Source organism: Cardinium endosymbiont of Sogatella furcifera, from assembly GCF_003351905.1.
Taxonomy (GTDB): Bacteria; Bacteroidota; Bacteroidia; order Cytophagales; family Amoebophilaceae; genus Cardinium.
The window spans coordinates 895,102-911,732 of the sequence record NZ_CP022339.1 but is presented as its reverse complement, the minus strand read 5'-3'; the positions used below and the strand labels follow the sequence as shown (position 1 = coordinate 911,732).

At 38.3% G+C, this 16,631-nt stretch carries 16 protein-coding genes and 1 other RNA gene; 9 read left to right on the top strand and 8 right to left on the bottom strand.

From position 1 onward, the window contains the following. Positions 1-213 precede the first annotated feature (213 nt). Complete coding sequence (locus CE557_RS04005; RefSeq protein WP_162790005.1) at positions 214-771, bottom strand: ribosome maturation factor RimM; 558 nt, start codon at positions 769-771, stop codon at positions 214-216. A 388-nt stretch (positions 772-1,159) separates the two neighbouring features. Here CE557_RS04005 and CE557_RS04000 point away from each other — a divergent pair, with 388 nt between their 5' ends. Then, complete coding sequence (locus CE557_RS04000; RefSeq protein ID WP_114910294.1) at positions 1,160-2,263, top strand: hypothetical protein; 1,104 nt, start codon at positions 1,160-1,162, stop codon at positions 2,261-2,263. Positions 2,264-2,593: 330 nt separating this feature from the next. Here CE557_RS04000 and ssrA read toward each other — a convergent pair. Continuing rightward, positions 2,594-3,025, bottom strand: a transfer-messenger RNA (tmRNA) gene (gene ssrA, locus CE557_RS03995). Here ssrA and CE557_RS05060 point away from each other — a divergent pair. After that, positions 2,981-3,163, top strand: coding sequence for a hypothetical protein (locus CE557_RS05060; RefSeq protein ID WP_162790004.1), 183 nt, complete (start codon positions 2,981-2,983; stop codon positions 3,161-3,163). The two genes, ssrA and CE557_RS05060, sit on opposite strands and share 45 nt — an antisense overlap. A 6-nt stretch (positions 3,164-3,169) precedes the next feature. Here the strand turns inward: CE557_RS05060 and smpB are convergent, their stop codons facing one another. The 3 genes from smpB to CE557_RS03980 all read right to left on the bottom strand — a co-directional run bounded on the left by smpB (position 3,170) and on the right by CE557_RS03980 (position 5,808). Further along, positions 3,170-3,628 carry an SsrA-binding protein SmpB gene (smpB, locus tag CE557_RS03990; protein WP_114910293.1) on the bottom strand — a complete coding sequence of 153 codons (459 nt, stop codon included), beginning with the start codon at positions 3,626-3,628 and terminating at the stop codon, positions 3,170-3,172. 445 nt (positions 3,629-4,073) lie between these two features. Continuing rightward, positions 4,074-4,835 (bottom strand): hypothetical protein, encoded by a 762-nt coding sequence (locus CE557_RS03985; protein ID WP_162790003.1) that lies wholly within the window; start codon positions 4,833-4,835, stop codon positions 4,074-4,076. Continuing rightward, positions 4,825-5,808, bottom strand: coding sequence for an ankyrin repeat domain-containing protein (locus tag CE557_RS03980; RefSeq protein WP_114910291.1), 984 nt, complete (start codon positions 5,806-5,808; stop codon positions 4,825-4,827). Before CE557_RS03980 ends, CE557_RS03985 begins: the two co-directional genes overlap by 11 nt. A gap of 584 nt (positions 5,809-6,392) precedes the next feature. Between CE557_RS03980 and CE557_RS03975 the strand changes: the two genes are divergently transcribed. Beyond that, positions 6,393-8,033 (top strand): AMP-binding protein, encoded by a 1,641-nt coding sequence (locus CE557_RS03975; RefSeq protein WP_114910290.1) that lies wholly within the window; start codon positions 6,393-6,395, stop codon positions 8,031-8,033. Between the two features lie 10 nt (positions 8,034-8,043). Then, the gene (gene mraY, locus CE557_RS03970) at positions 8,044-9,270 is read left to right on the top strand and encodes a phospho-N-acetylmuramoyl-pentapeptide-transferase (protein ID WP_114910289.1); all 1,227 of its coding nucleotides are present in this window, start codon (positions 8,044-8,046) and stop codon (positions 9,268-9,270) included. Between the two features lie 142 nt (positions 9,271-9,412). On the opposite strand, the gene CE557_RS03965 is transcribed toward mraY, so the two are convergent. The 3 genes from CE557_RS03965 to CE557_RS03955 form a co-directional block, all read right to left on the bottom strand. After that, entirely contained in the window at positions 9,413-9,775 is a 363-nt protein-coding gene (locus tag CE557_RS03965; protein WP_162790002.1) for a hypothetical protein, read from the bottom strand. A 285-nt stretch (positions 9,776-10,060) separates the two neighbouring features. Further along, positions 10,061-10,369: an RING finger domain-containing protein gene (locus CE557_RS03960; protein ID WP_114910287.1), complete on the bottom strand. Its 309-nt coding sequence runs from the start codon at positions 10,367-10,369 to the stop codon at positions 10,061-10,063. 20 nt (positions 10,370-10,389) lie between these two features. After that, positions 10,390-10,722 carry a hypothetical protein gene (locus CE557_RS03955; protein ID WP_114910286.1) on the bottom strand — a complete coding sequence of 111 codons (333 nt, stop codon included), beginning with the start codon at positions 10,720-10,722 and terminating at the stop codon, positions 10,390-10,392. A gap of 454 nt (positions 10,723-11,176) precedes the next feature. Here CE557_RS03955 and hisS point away from each other — a divergent pair, with 454 nt between their 5' ends. The 5 genes from hisS to CE557_RS03920 all read left to right on the top strand — a co-directional run bounded on the left by hisS (position 11,177) and on the right by CE557_RS03920 (position 16,551). Beyond that, complete coding sequence (hisS, locus tag CE557_RS03950; RefSeq protein WP_114910285.1) at positions 11,177-12,544, top strand: histidine--tRNA ligase; 1,368 nt, start codon at positions 11,177-11,179, stop codon at positions 12,542-12,544. Between the two features lie 2 nt (positions 12,545-12,546). Then, complete coding sequence (locus CE557_RS03945) at positions 12,547-13,383, top strand: metal ABC transporter permease (protein WP_223245892.1); 837 nt, start codon at positions 12,547-12,549, stop codon at positions 13,381-13,383. A 226-nt stretch (positions 13,384-13,609) separates the two neighbouring features. Next, positions 13,610-13,948 carry a DUF3127 domain-containing protein gene (locus tag CE557_RS03935; RefSeq protein WP_114910282.1) on the top strand — a complete coding sequence of 113 codons (339 nt, stop codon included), beginning with the start codon at positions 13,610-13,612 and terminating at the stop codon, positions 13,946-13,948. A 357-nt stretch (positions 13,949-14,305) separates the two neighbouring features. Then, the gene (locus CE557_RS03925; RefSeq protein WP_114910280.1) at positions 14,306-14,944 is read left to right on the top strand and encodes a peroxiredoxin; all 639 of its coding nucleotides are present in this window, start codon (positions 14,306-14,308) and stop codon (positions 14,942-14,944) included. 107 nt (positions 14,945-15,051) lie between these two features. Then, positions 15,052-16,551: an Npt1/Npt2 family nucleotide transporter gene (locus CE557_RS03920; RefSeq protein WP_114910279.1), complete on the top strand. Its 1,500-nt coding sequence runs from the start codon at positions 15,052-15,054 to the stop codon at positions 16,549-16,551. Positions 16,552-16,631: the final 80 nt, after the last annotated feature.

Below are 16,631 nucleotides of genomic sequence, written 5' to 3'. Positions count from 1 at the left end.
AAGATATGAAAATTAACGGATAAAGAAAAATACCCACTCCATTAAGGATACCCATTTCACTTTTTAATGAAGCAAGCTGTAGGAAAAACAGCAACCTCTGATGCAAAAAGTTGATATAAGCCTACCCTACAAGCTGATTTTTCAGCCTGCAGGGCAGACTTACTAATCGGTATTGCAAATTTGAACATTCTGTTAAACATTAGCTTGGACTGCCTATAGCATAGCCTCTAAATAACCTTCTGGAAGCTGTACGATAACCTTTTTTTGTACTGCATTCACGTCGACCAGGAATGGTTTGCAATAAGGAATCAATAATTCCTTTTCATGATGGTTAACCGCCATCATATATTGGTCTCGGAGGCAGTATACCGCTTGTATAGTGCCAAGCTGGCCCAATACCACCTCCTCCACTAGACCATCTACCAAGCTATAAGGGAGCGTAGCTTTTATCCATTTAGGCTTAAGAACTATAGGCAAAAATAGGGGTAGATTGCGGAGGGCATAAGCTTCTGTTTTGGATTGAATAAGATCCAATTGTATAATTGTTTTAGCCCCTGTAACAGTAATATATTTAATGCAATAAGGTACTTTTACATGGTCTATCTCTACAAAAAGCGCCGGGAGTCTGACCAGTTCGGCATGGGACAACGGATATAAAAATGAAGCAATTAGGCCACCATCGATTCCAATGGGCTTTTTAAACGAACCAATCTGGAAATATTGTTCATCTTGAATGGATGCGTAAAAAAGTTCTATGGGATATAAAGACATAACTACAAGTAATTTCCACCACATTTTTTGCTTGCTTAAAAAGCAAATAAAACCATCAACCCTTGGGCAAAAAAGAAGCATATGCCTACAGATCAAAAGAGAGATCCACCCTGAAGCATTTTGCGTCTAAAAGGAGATTATCGCTATACAATGGCTAAACCTAGCCAATTATTCGCGCTTTAACAACTTTTGTGGGTACAGTATGAAGATGCGATGACCATAATGTTGTAACCATGCACCAACTGTAAAAATATAACGCCCGATAACCTTGCCACGCTTGCCCATCTATATTGTTTCAATATTTGATTTATAATAAAAATTTTTATATTAAAAATTAATTTCAATTTAGCAAGTAAATTTATGACGAAGTCATTTCTGTTTTAGTAACATGAAAAAAACAACTATCTATCATCTTCCTATTATGTGGGCCTATATAATGGCCACATTAGCTGGATGCAGCTATCATTCAAAAAACCATACCATAAGCAGTCCATGTTCAACGCAAGAAGAACGATTGGCATGCTCCTCGAATCCACATTTATGTAAATTTAATGATGCCCGGGAATTTGATACCTTCCTAGAAGGGGTATATAGCCTTTTGGACACGCTGAAGGAATGTTGCCGGAAGATTGATGCATATCAATCAAACTATACGGTTGATAACATCACTAAAATGGATAACGCATTGCGTCAGCATAGAGGCGATCAACCGCAACATGACTTGATGGTATGTAATCCAGAAAGGTGTATACATGACCCTAGCATTGCTCTAGATACAATCATAGCCTCCCAAAAAAAGCAAGTTAAAGACTTAAGCAGGCTGTTGTGTTATAATCAATCGATTCAATCAGAAACAATGCGTCCACATAAGTACTTCATTCAGCGGTTTTCATCTAAATCTTCAACTTATTTAACAAATAAATTTATACCTTGCTGGGGTAAATTAGTGGAAGGGTTCCTATGCCATGCACTTCAGACTAGTGTGACACAAGGCACCATGGGACTGCAAGAAGCGAATAGAACCTATCAAAACGCTTATGAAGCGCTTCAGGATGTGTACAGTCCAGAAAACATGAAGGATGATATAAGCTTTTCTGATACTGAAATGGAACAGAATAGGCAATATAGCCCTTTAGAACTCATAAAAAAAATAGAAATATATAAGTTAAAACCTATTAAAAAAATGTATGCCAAGCTAAGCATATTGATGCGTAAGATTACATATAATAGCGATACCCTTAGAGCGCAAGTCATTGGCAGTCTGACTACGTTCTATCATATTGCCTATGGTTTTGGCATCACTGATCTAATCGCTATCTTAGGAGCAAAAGATATTGAAATACTGGACATCAAGCTATCTCTTGCTGATTTTATTGCAGGTAATCTTACTAACTTTGATCAAATCAATAAGAAGATTAAGCAGCTTACTACGCACTGCGCCATCACACTACTCGAACCAGAAGAAACAGAGCCATTAAAATTTGATCTGTAGCTATTCAGAGCAATAGCAGGAGCTTGGAGAATATATATTATTGACTATCAAATAAAATGTTATTATCTATTTACGTTACTGGTTAATAATGAATTTTATCCCACTTTTTTTTGATAAAAACGTGGGCAAAAAATCAAGCCCTCGGTAAAAAGCCGCTGAAAGTTCCATCTTAGAGATGGAAAAACAGAAAGCGCCCACTGCGCGGGCTTTAAAGGAAACTGTTTTTCCTAATCATCTGTAAAATGCCACTTTCTATACCGCGACTTTTTACAGGGGCGTTATTCTTTTAACGCAAAAAACCATCGTGCTGAACACATACCTTTTTACATGGTGTGGAGCTGGAGGGAATCGAACCCTCGTCCGAACAAGAAAACCGCAACGCTTTCTACATGCTTAGTCCCTGTTTATTGTCGGCGCAACCAAGGTCAGTAACACACCTGATGTTGCACTTATGCGCAGTTATGGTTTATGCCTCCATCACGCACCTGGCGGCACTAGTTCCATGCACCGATGCCCCTATGCTGATCCCATAGAACAAAAACCAGCGGGACAAATCCCCCTTAATCTATCGATTAAGCAGCCATGCGGAGTTCGTCGTCGTCTTCTTCTTTTCTTCGAAGCGCAACAAACCTACAACGGCGAGGAGTGATAACAGCTAAGTTGCCATTTATATATTATGCAAGTTTTATATTAGAGGTAATACTTACAACACCTCGCATGCTTACATTGGATTTAACCTTCCCGTCAATTCCAGTCAACCCCAATCTGTTTATACGCCTATTGATACAACCTATCTATAGACACTTAAATGTAATACTTTTTATTAGCCCAACCAAAGGTCCATTAGACTTCTTTCGAAACGCTACTACAACACCCATACAAAAAGCATACCCCTTATAAAAAGGATCAGATCAGATCCTTCTGTCCAGAGCGTTCCAAATCACGCGCTTTAATAGCCTGACGCTTATCGTATAGTTTTTTACCACGGGCCAAAGCAATGGCTAACTTGGCAAACCCACGCTGACTGATAAATAATTCTACAGGAATAATAGTCAACCCTTTTGAATGGGTTTTCAGCAATTTTTGCAATTCTTTTTTTTGCAATAACAACTGACGATCCCGTTTCTCTTCATGGTTATAGATGTTGCCATGGCTATAGGCAGCAATATGCATACCTTTGATCCAAAGGGCGCCTTGGTTAAAATAACAATAGGCCTCCTGCAGCGATGCTTTACCCATTCGAATAGACTTTATTTCTGTGCCTTGCAAAATCAGGCCAGCGGTATACCTATCTAAAAAGCTATAGGCAAAATGGGCTTGCCTATTCTTAATGCAAACCTGCAATGGGGGGGTCTTACCTGACATAGGCTTAAAAAGAAAATAGTCTGTATAACTTTTCCAAATGTAAAAAATAAAATTGTAAAAGAAGACGTACAGCTTAGTCAACTACTGTGTGATTCGTAGAGGTTGTTACACCTGAGTTGTTAGATTAAGTTTAACGCTAGCAGGATTTCTACCTGTGGATTATTTAATTATCATTATTAAACTAATAATTTAATATGTGATGATGTGTATTTATGGATAACTTGATCAGATTATCCATAAATACACATCTCAATCAATATAAAAACTAAAGACAATGAAACCAGCGCGGAGCAAGTTGTAAAAATACATATGATTGTTGACCTTATAAAAAATTTCAAAAATTGAATTAAATATTTAAATTACTTAAGTTCAATACAAGCCGAAACTTAATCTTACATTTTTATTGTAACAATCTCTACAAATCACACATACCTTTGATCAAGTTTTAGTAATGGGAACAAAACCGATTGATCCCATCAGGAATACGCCGAGGATTAGGAATCGAGTACAACGCTTTAATACGATCAATTCTACACTCAAGACTTATGTCAGAAGAGTTTAGGGTATTAAGCATTGCTTGCTTATTATTTACAATAAACCGCCCTTGTCGGAGGAATGCTTTAATGGCTTCAATTGCGATTCGTTTTTCTTCCAAAGAAGAAGAGGAATCCATACCAGATAAATCTCGAGTTGCTAAAAAAAACAAATAATCGAAAGGAATATGGCCATGTTCATTTTTTTGATTTAGTTGAACCTTAGAATTATTGAGTAATACGCTAAGACTACCGTATGATTGAAGCAGGCATTTTAAAATGATGTAATGCAGGGGGGTATTTCCATATTGATCTGGTACATTTGGATCAATACCTGGTAGATTGACTATGTCTTTAAGGATTCGTAGAGCTTGAGCACCTTCCTTTTGAACTAATGTATGAATAAGCTCACAGCGTCTGCCAAATTCTCCTTTTTGATTTACATCAAACCTTTCATTTGCTATGAACGCTTTAATAACGTTTGCCATCCTAGGATTATTACTACCATACCTAATCATTGCTTTATGAAGGGCAGTTAGCCTAGTTAGACCGTAGCCTTTTAAAGTAATTTCCTGATTAACATTTACCCTTGACTCAGCTAGTAGGCGATTAAGGATTGACATAGACGCTTTATCCTGACAAGCCTTTTCATCAAAATAATTCTTAAGCTTCAAGATCATTTTTAGCTTCAAGATACTTTTCAACTGCGAGATAAAGAGGAGTATTTCCGTATTGATCTACTTCATTTACGGGAATTACATTACTCTCACTATTCAATAATGCGTTAACTATTGCTTTCCTACCAGAATTAATTGCTGTATGGATGATTGTATGAAGATAGTCACTACTGATCTTGATTGAGCGGTTATCCATTAAGTACTTAGCTAAATGTTCATCACGACTTTTACATGCCAACTTCAACAATTCCCCATCAATATCATGGTCCTTGCATGTAACTCCATGTTTTTTTAATAAAGCTTGAAGTATTGTTATTCTTGCTTCATCAGAACAATTACAAGAATATCTTGCTAGCCCAAAAAGGCTGTGACCGCACTTGTCTGTTATATGAATGTTAATATCCTCTTGCGCCAATAGTACCTGAATCACTTTTGGGTCACCAGAATCCAGTGCGTAGAAAAGTGGTGCATCTACCTCACCATTATGGGTGTTGTTTACGTCAATAGATAGGTGTTTTACTAAAACCTTAATGATTTCTAAAAGGTTAGACCTCTCCTGCGTAAACCCCAGGAAAATTATTGCCGTATGAAGCAAGGGGAATTCATTTTTAATGCTTGTTTGATTTTGACCGTTTATTTTATGACGGCTTATTTTATTAAGCCACTTATCGCTTTTTGCATTACCCTTGCAATTTTCTAATAGTAAGTTTTTCAACCGTTTTGATTGACATTCGTATATACAATCATATAATTCACGAAAAATATAAACTTTATCTGGATCATCAAATTCTTCTGCATAACTACGGGAAAGCTTACAGGAAGGTTCGGTATCATCAAAAGAATCAGCAGATCTTTTTTTGCTAGTCTCGTTAGATGTAGTGTCCTTAAACCCTATACTATATTTATTTATAGTACTACAGGAAGTAATGTAAGACAAAACCAAGCTAAATAGGACTAACTTAGCCTGCATATAGAAATAATTATAGTACCCTTCTAGGAAAAGAGAAAATAATTATAGAAATAGAAGTAAACGTCATAATGTAAAACAAAAGTATGATTAAAAATATAGGTTCAATCCAATTAGACCTTGTAGGTGTATAGATTCCTAACAATCTAGATTATATTATATAGAATAAAATCTAAAATTTAAACTTTATTTTTAATATATACAAGTATTCTTATATTCAGGCCCTTGCAGTTAAGTCCTTTAAAAACGAAATTGCTAATTATTAAAAGCAGATTTTTTTAAATAAAAAGCTTATGTATTAATTCAGTAGTATTTAAAGCAAATCATGAACCTAACAAAGAGCTATATAGATTTCGTCATCTAATATGTTTCTTAAGCCCAAGCTATGGAAAGGTATCACCGCTAGATATGCCCAAAATAGAGCATTATTCTTAGCTGTCGTTCAAATTAGATGTATCGAGTTATGGGCCAATTGCTTATGGCAACACTAGCTAGATCAGTAAATTGTAGATGCGTTGCATCACATTCTATAAAATAATACTATATTGCAGTGGCGTTTGAAAAACATTAAAATAGGTTTATATACTATGACACAAAGACCTTGGGTGCAACATTATCCCGCTTCTATACCGGACACCATCGATACTTCTAGGTATCGTTCATTGGTCCATTTCATGGAAGAAATTTTTGCGCAATATCAAAATTTACCGATGTGTGAAAACATGGGGAAAGTACTGACCTTTCATGCAATGGATAAGTTGTCTAAATCTTTTGCAGCTTATATTCAGCAATATACCAATTTACCGGTAGGGTCACATGTAGCAATTCAATTACCGAATCTATTGCAATATCCCATTGCCGTATTGGGTATGCTACGTGCTGGGCTAGTAGTAGTGAACATGAATCCACAATACACCCCTTCTGAAATGGCTTATCAGCTTAAAGATGCTGGCGTGCGTGCGATCGTGATCTTAGAAAACTTTGCCCACAAACTGGCTGAAATCTTACCAGATACATCTATTCAAACCATTATTGTTACCAGAGTGGGTGACATGCTTGGCTCCATAAAAGGAAAGGTGCTGAACTTTGCTATTAAACATATCAAAAAACTGGTACCTGCATACAGCTTGCCACACACCATCTCTTTTAAGGAGGTTTTAGCAAAAGGTAAAAAGGCTATCTTTCGTCCTGTTGGCTTACAATCTTCTGACACGGCCTTTTTACAATATACAGGCGGAACAACAGGTGTATCCAAAGGCGCTATTCTATCCCATGGGAACCTGACAGCTAATTTCCAACAATTAGAACCTGTGATGCGCCTTTTCTTAAAGGAAAAAGAAGAACGGACCATGATCCCTCTGCCGCTTTATCATATTTTAGGGTTAGGAAGCCTATTTGCAATGGCCAAGCTGGGTGCAAAATGTTCATTAATTACCAATCCTAGAGACATTCCAAGGTTTATAAAAGAACTAAAAAAACGTAAGCCTACTTGTTTAATAGGCATTAATACTTTATTTGAAAAGCTGTTGGCGCATAAAAATTTTAAAAAACTCAAGCTTACCGCTTTAAAATTGACGATAGCAGGTGGCATGAAAACGCAAGAAAATGTTAAAAATCAATGGGAAAACCTAACTGGCAGTAAGCTTATGGAAGGGTATGGGCTAACGGAATGTTCACCCGGAATTTCCACTGACATGATCAACGGCATCCATCATATGCCACTGCCTGGCACATTTGTCATCGTAGCAGACGAAACAGGTAAAGAGGTGCCTTATGGAACCCCTGGTGAATTACTGATCAAAGGTCCTCAATTAACCCAAGCCTATTGGCAAAAACCGGCAGAAACAGCAGGCGCCTTTATAAATGGATGGTTTAAAACAGGCGATATAGCCACTATGGATGCTAATGGGTTTGTATCTATTGTGGACCGCAAAAAAGATATGATTAATATTTCTGGTTTTAATGTATACCCGAATGAAATAGAGCAAACGCTAATAGGTCACCCCAAAGTATTAGAAGTAGGTGCAATTGGCATCACAGATGTCACCCTAAAGGAAGCGATTAAGGTTTTTATTGTAAAAAAGGATGCAACGCTTACTGCTGAGGAAATTATAGCCTATTGCAAAGCAAAAATGACCCTCTATAAGGTACCTAAATATGTAGAATTTTGTAATAGCTTACCCAAATCACCTATAGGTAAAGTGCTCAGGAGATTATTAAAAGGGTAGAGGATTTTCTATGCTATACTATTTATTCAAATACCTACACACTACCTTGCAGTGGCCTGGGACAGGCTTATTTAAGTATATTTCTTTTCGAGCAGCTATGGCTACCCTTAGCTCTTTTACGATTATTTTTCTACTGGGTCAGCGCTTTATAGACGGGTTGCGCAAAAGACAAATTACCGAGCCCAATCGCACACTAGGGTTTAACGAAACCAATAAGAAGCTAAACACCCCTACTATGGGGGGAATACTCATTATCCTGGCAACGGTGGTACCCACTTGGCTCTTCTCAAAACTGCACAACATATATATCATCCTATTGTTAACTACTACCATTTGGATGGGGCTCGTAGGCTTTTTGGACGACTATATCAAGGTATTTAAAAAACAAAAAAGTGGGTTAAACGGATGGATTAAACTATTAGGCCAAATGACTTTAGGCTGTATCGTAAGTACTACACTATATCTACATCAAGACGTAGTCATCCGTGAGGCATCGCTCCCCACGCAGGCAATACCTACTCCGCTAGGGGATCCCATAGCCTCTGACTATAATGACATAAAATCTACCAAAACAACCATCCCTTTTTTCAAAGGGAATGAACTGGATTATGCGCAAATAACAGCCAGCCTATTAGGGAACACACATTATACATGGATCCTTTATATGGCGGTTGTCGCTTTTATTATTGCTGCTGTGTCCAATGGCTCTAATTTAACAGATGGGCTGGATGGATTAACAGCCAGTACTTCTGTAATTGTTGGTACTACTTTAGCTGTGCTTGCTTACTTATCTGGCCATATTATATTTGCTAAATATTTAAATATCATGTATATCCCAAACCTGGGAGAACTTACTATATTTTGTTGTGCATTTGTGGGATCATGTATGGGGTTTCTTTGGTATAATGCCTATCCTGCGCAAATCTTTATGGGTGACACCGGCAGCTTAACGATCGGCGCCATCATTGCGGTAGTAGCGATTTGTATTCGAAAAGAACTGCTGATTCCAATATTATGCGGCATATTCCTTATGGAAAATCTATCGGTGATCCTACAAACCAGTTATTTTAAATTTACCAAAAGGCACTATGGATCCGGTAGAAGGATCTTCAAGATGGCTCCCCTCCACCACCACTACCAGAAACTAGGATGGCATGAATCCAAGATTGTAACGCGGTTTTTAATCCTGAGCATTTTATTGGCTATTGCTACGCTAGTGACTTTAAAAATTCGATAAAAATAGGTGTCTATTTACGTTACTGGTTAATAATGAATTTTGTCCACTTTTTTATCAAGAAAAAAGTGGACAAAAAACCAGCGGGTGGAACAGATACTTAATCCTTTTCTATCGCATTAACCATGTTGTATGCTTGATGCGTTTATCTACCAAGACCAAAGGAGAAACGTCGAGCAATAGGAAGTACCTCTCGTTTAGCCAACACTAGCCCTCCCCACGATTCTTTTGCGCCCTTTGTTAACGCAGTCTTAAAATCACTATAGTAACTATTTAGATTATCTAGTAGATCATCTAGCATAGCGCTCCGACCAAAACGCAGAGGTAGATTATGGGACTCATTATCCATAGCACTACGCTGATACCCTGAATGTGCTACATTATTATTCAAATCGGATGCCATCACATACGCCCCTAACGTTTGTTTTGTGTTGACACAAGAAGACAAAATATTTAAGCTCAATAGCCACATCAATAAGCCTATTCCATAATGTGTATATATATTCATAATATTCATGTTTAAGTGTATACTAGCTAACTACCAAGCAGCATGATCACGAAATATCTAATCATCTATTCCTATTTCACTATCTGCTTAACTTTAACAAGGCAAAAACCCTAATGTAGTATAATGGACCCTAGCTCCCTTAACTACTTGCCTAATTAAAATTAAATTCATATTAAAAAATATAAATACAATAACAAATAAAATGGCTTAAAAAAACTAACAATACCCATATATCCTACCCCCCCAGAACATAAAGTTTCTCTAAACAAGGTAAAATCTTAAATTTCATCCCAAGGTAGGCACCCAGCCGTAATCACTGATTAGGCCAAAATCATTTGGGCTAAAGTTTGTCCTACAGATAGGGCAGCACAGCTTTCTACATCGGTAATAACATCTTCTCAAGCATCGACTCAGGTTAGGACCTTGCCTATTCACCCATTGTTTGATGCAATCATTATGAAAGGTATGCGTAGCATGACAGGGCAGAATGATAAAATTACGTTGCAGATCAGACAAACAGATAGCGCACTCGTTTGGTCCATTTTGGGCATCCTCTCTGGCCTCTAAACCACTACCCTTGCTTTCATCGATCATTAATTGTGCAGATATGCCCTCTAAAATTCTGTATGGCCAATGCGCGCACCTTGCAATGCGACTACCACATCACGGGTAAGCTGCATAATACATTGCTCTACACGTTCTTTTAACTGTTTGGCAAACGTTACGCTATGATCCAAGGCAAACAACAATGCATCTTTATAAAGACAGACAGCCTCATCTTCAGAGACGCTATTATCTTTCTCTTCAGGCACGCTATTATCTTTCCCTATAGAACTACTATATAATGGATTTGTAGACCCTCTATAGGATGCATGACTACTAGGCCAGGCTGCTTGTATGGTTCGCAAACAAGATGCACTACCCAAAATGATAAGGGTAGTGCACATTACAATAGAAACTAGGTGCCTTGAATACGTATTGTGTTGCCTATAGTGCATTGCTTTATATTTTAGTTCGTTTTGGCACGCCTTGCCTATTGCCTTGGATAAAGAAAGAGAACCTTACACAGCTAGCAAGGCCACTTGCTGCTTCAAGCACTATAAATTGGGAATAGTTTTCTCTATATACAAATAGATTTTAATATTAACAAATAGATTTTAAACTTGTCGCTTCATACATCAATAGTATGCCTTAAGCGGTTGAGCAACAAGCAACTGACATGGGTGAATCGCTCAAAAAAAAAGTATACTAGGGCCCATGGCATTTGAATGGGTCAACCATTAACCATTGCTCAACTATTGTGAATCATCTTACGATCCTGTAAATTAGCAGCTGTCATAGTTACATTGGTTTATAATCCTATGATATAATAATCTATCTTTCACCCATTCGAAAAAGTAGATGACCCTATTACCCAGTCTTGTAAAAGGCATGCGCGACTACAGCAGCCTCCAGGTCTACCGGCGCAATTATATGCTTGCCACGATTCAGGCTATCTATACACGCTATGGCTTTGAACCACTGGAAACCCCTGCGTTGGAACACCGTTCTACCCTTACAGGAAAATATGGCGCTGAAGGAGAGCAGCTGATGTTTAACGTACTAAAATCTGGTAATTTCCTAGCAGGCATAGAGGAAAATGCTACAGACTACAAAAAATTAAAACCGCTGATCAGCGACAAAGGACTCCGCTATGATTTAACGGTTCCCTTAATGCGCCATATTGCAGCACATCAACATCAAATATGCTTCCCATTTAGGCGCTACCAAATGCAACCCGTATGGCGAGCAGACAGACCCCAAAGAGGTCGTTATAGGGAGTTTTTACAGTGTGACGCAGATATTATCGGCAGCACCTCTTTACTGTGTGAAGCAGAAATCTTAAAACTAATCTACGACGTATGTACCCAACTAGGCATACGAGACTTTTGTATCAAAATCAACCACAGAGGCATACTATCGGCTATTGCTGATCCAGAAAAAGAAAAAGTATTTTGTACGATTGTAGATAAACTAGAAAAAATTGGTCTAGAAAAAGTGATTGCTGCCTTACAGGCAGCAGGTTTTAGTAGCCAAACGATTGCATCATTGGTGCAATTGCAAAATTGTAACGGGAACCATACTGAACGGCTGGGCCAATTACAAGCAGCTATCGGCGATGTAGCAGAAGGCGCCAAAGCAATAGAGGCATTGAGCAGCATACTGACGCAAGCACATGGCCTTGGTCTACCAGATGGCATCTACTGTATAGACCCAACCCTAGCAAGAGGGTTGGCCTATTACACCGGTCTAGTTGTGGAACTAACAGCAGCGGCTACACCAATAGGTAGCCTGGGAGGAGGAGGCAGGTATGCAAACCTTGGCACACTATTTGGGGCAACGGGTTTGTCTGGCGTAGGATTTTCTTTTGGGATAGATAGACTCTACGACCTTATGGAGGAGCAAAATCTCTTTCAATCTATTGCCACCTACACCACAGAAGTCTTATTAACCAACCTTGAAGCAAAAGCAGAAATGCAACTGCTTCACCTATTGAATCAGTTGCGTACAGCAGGCATTCAAGCAGAAATATATCCTCAACGGGTAAAAATCAACAAACAATTAAGCTATGCCCATAAAAAAAATATCCCTTTTGTAGTTATACTAGGGGAAACAGAATATGCTATGGACCACTACACGCTAAAGAATATGCAAACAGGGGTGCAAAATAGGTATCGTGCAGCCGAACTCTTTGGCCTGTTAAAAACAGCCTTAGCCACAAAATGTTAGCCATGGATACACTTTGGACCATTATTATCGCTGCATTGGCCAGTATAAACTGCGCTTTAGTAGGCACCTACCTGGTATTGAGGAAAATAGCCATGATGGGGGATGCCATTGCCCATTCTACGCTACCAGGTATTGTATTGGCGCTCCTGATCACTGGATCCAAAAATTCGCCTATACTCATCGCTGGAGCAGGCATAACCGGTGTATTGGTCACCTTTTTAATTGCATTTTTAGAAAAAAAAATAAATATACAGGCAGATGCAGCTATAGGGATCAATTTCACCTTTCTCTTCGCTTTAGGGGTTATTCTCATCTCTTTTTTTAGTAGAAAAATAGACTTAGACCCAGAATGTAGTCTATATGGTGAATTGGCAACGGTTCCATTAGATGTATGGCGCACAGCTAGTGGCATCAACCTAGGACCTAAAGCATTTTACATCTTACTAACGGTTTTAGTCATTAATCTAAGCTTTCTGGTCATGGGCTATAAACAACTGTTTGTAAGCACCTTTGACCCACAATTTGCCCAAAGCATTGGCGTACATACCACCCGTTGGCACTATGGTTTAATGGGTATTACCTCATTGACAACTGTTGCTGCCTTTGAAGTCTCAGGCGCGATTTTAGTAGTGGCCCTTTTAACTGTGCCAGCCGTAAGCAGCTATTTGGTTACAAAATGTCTGAAACGTTTGTTAGCTTATAACTTGCTCTTTGCTATCATAACCTCTATTAGTGGATACTATATCAGCTTCTGGTTGAATAGTTCTATGGCCGCTACAATGGTTACCATAGCAGGGCTATTATGCTTAGTTGCTTTTGTGTTCGCCAAAAATAATTAAGATTATAGCTAGTAGGGCTAAAGAAGTGATCTGGATCATCCAGTCCTGAGGAGTGTAGACTTTTTTCAAAACCCATTCATGATGGCTAATTTTTTTAGAAGCAGCAGAGTAGACAGCCTTACACAGCAGGATTTGCAGCGCATAAATAAGCCTCAAAATGGCCATTAGTCATTGCGTTTTGAAAGCGGTCTAGTATCATTTTTATTTTATCAAACCAATATTTACTATGCATATAACTGGAAGATTATTCGAAATTAGTCCACCACAACAAGTGTCTGAATCATTCAAAAAAAGAAATTTTGTGGTAGAATATGTAGAAAATCCACAATATCCCGAATACATCTCCTTTGAGTTGATTCAAGATAAATGTGATCTACTAGATGGGTTCATGGAAAAAGAAGAAATAACAGTTCATTTCAATCTACGGGGAAGAAAGTGGACCAATCCAGAAGGAGTCGTGAAATACTTTAATGCTTTGCAAGCATGGCGTCTAGAAAAAGGCAATAAATTAAACGAATCGCCTGCAGCTAATCCATCTAACATAGAAGATGACTTGCCATTTTAAACGGGTATATGGCTTATTTTTTGCTTGAAAAGCCTTTTAGAAACACTAAAAACAAGGCCCCTTGTAAAAAGTTGTGGTGCGCAAGTGTTGCCCTACAGATGACTAGACAGACCGCCTGCTTCAAGTCTCAACAGCAGGCCCATACTGTATGGTCCAGGCGCTTTGCAACAACTTTTTGCACAGGGCTTTATTGGTTGACTATTTTTTTATCAAGCAAAAAATAGCCTATACATGTTTTATATGATTTATTAAAAAAAAGTATAAATTTGCAGTGTAAGCATCCGCGCATCTAGCCTTACCAGATAGGTTAGCAGCAGCAGACGGCTTGTTATCCATTTTAATTAGATAGTATATACCGTGCATTTACTAGGAACAAAGGCCCCTGTTTTTAAGGCGCCTGCTGTCATAGATGGTGAAAAGGTCACAACTGACTTTTCACTCGAACAATTTTTAGGAAACAAAGAAGTACTCTTTTTCTTTTACCCAAAAGATTTCACTTTTGTCTGTCCTACTGAATTATTATCCTTCCAACAATATTTGCCTCAATTTATAGAACGCAATGTAGCACTAGTGGGTTGCTCTACTGACACAGAAGAAACCCATATGGCTTGGCTACACACACCCACAACAAAAGGGGGTATCGCTGGCGTAACCTATCCATTGGTTGCTGATACCAGTAAGACCATTGCTTCCAACTATGGTGTTTTAGGAGGCACCTGGAGCTATAATGAGCATAACCAATTGATTTTCACAGGAATTCCTGTAGCTTATCGTGGCACTTTCTTCATTGACAAGGAAGGTATCGTACGCTATATGGCCATTAATGACTTGCCACTAGGTAGAAATATCAGTGAGATACTGCGTATAATTGATATGTGGCAACATGTGACTCAATTTGGAGAAGTTTGTCCGGCGAATTGGGCAAAAGGAAGTAGGGCGATGCAAGCTACCCCCGAGGGCCTATCCAACTATCTAACCCTAAACAGAGAACTATGAAAAAAACATAACGAACATTCTATAAAAATATTTGACCATACCATAAAATAGCTGATGCAGCCATCAATATTTTATGTTTTATACTCTAAACTAAATTAAAATATACAATGAGCACGAAAAAAGAGTTTGGTAATCTGCGTGGGATGCTATTTCCCATTCATAAAAGTGAGCTACGTAAATTTTTGCCAATGGCCTTTATATTTATTCTCATATCTTTCTGTTACGCGCTTACACGCTCTCTTAAAGATATGAATATCCTTAAGGAGATAAATACTACAGCTATTTACTGGTTAAAAGCAGTAGCGATTACACCTAGCATGATTTTCTTTACCATCCTTTATGGAAAAGTGAGTCGTTCTACAGGAAGGGATGGAAGATTCAATGCCGTTATGATTTACTTTCTTTCGTTTTTTACCCTGTCACTGGTTTTTTTACTGCCTCAAAAAGAGCTATTGCAACTCACTAGCCTCTCTAAACTACTGGAAGCAAAATTTCCAAGCCTTGTAGGATTGTGGGGAGCTATTTGCCATTGGCCTATTTCTCTCTTTTATATCCATGCTGAAGCTTGGGGCACGTTTGCATTAAGTGTGGTATTTTGGACCTTTGTAAATGAGATTACTGCTGTAAACCAAGCAAAAAGGTTTTATAGCTTTTTAAGTATGTTTGCAGCCGTAGGCAGTATTCTAGCTGGATTTATTCTTAAGCTGGAGAGTGTAGCTACCAATTTTGATCAAGGTTTAAAGTTTGTGATTACCGCTATTGTGCTGATTCTGGTCATATACAACTACTTTACAGCAGATATAAAAGCCAATCCAGCCTACTATCAAATTGAACAAAAGCCTAAAAAAGTAAAGGTAAAAATGTCCTTTATGGATTCTATGAAGTTCCTAGCACGCTCTAGGTATCTGATGTTGCTTTCCATATTGGTAATCGGTTATGGATTAGTGATTGCGCTTTTTGAAGCCGTACAAAAAGCACAAATTCAGCAATATGTAAAAATTACTGGAGACAATACCATTTATGCAGGGATCTATTCACAGCAACAAATTGCAGTAGGCATCATCTCTATTTTAGTGACCCTTTTCCTTGCCACACCTATACGAAAAAGAGGATGGGGATTTGCCGCATCTGCTACACCGGTTACGGCATTAGTGATGACGGTGTTGTTTTTCACTTTTCTACGATTTGGTGATGCTTTGGATGATTTTTTAAAGGGTTTTAATCTCACTGCTTTGCATCTCTCTGTTCAAGTAGGCCTTTATAATGTGGTTTTGATTAAGTCGGTGAAATATGTCCTGTTTGACCCAACGAAAGAAGCGGTCTATATTCCACTAGATGAAGAAACTAAGGTACGTGGGAAAGCCGCTGTAGATGGTGTAGGCTCTCGTTTGGGAAAGAGTTTAGCCTCTGTATTGATTACAGGTATGTCCACGTTGCTTGGTGGTGGTGATATCGCTAGTATTCGTACGCCCATCGTACTGATCATCATAGCTGTGATTATATTTTGGTTAATAGCTGTTCGCACGCTAGGTAAGCTAAAAACTGCAGCTGAACAAAAACATGAGGCAGAGCTTGCAGATGCCAATAAGGTGCAGGTAACTAGCTAGATAAAAGGCAATTTTATTTTTACTTTTTTCTTGATAAAAAAGTAAGCAAAAAATCAAGCCCTCGGTAAAAAGTCGTTGCA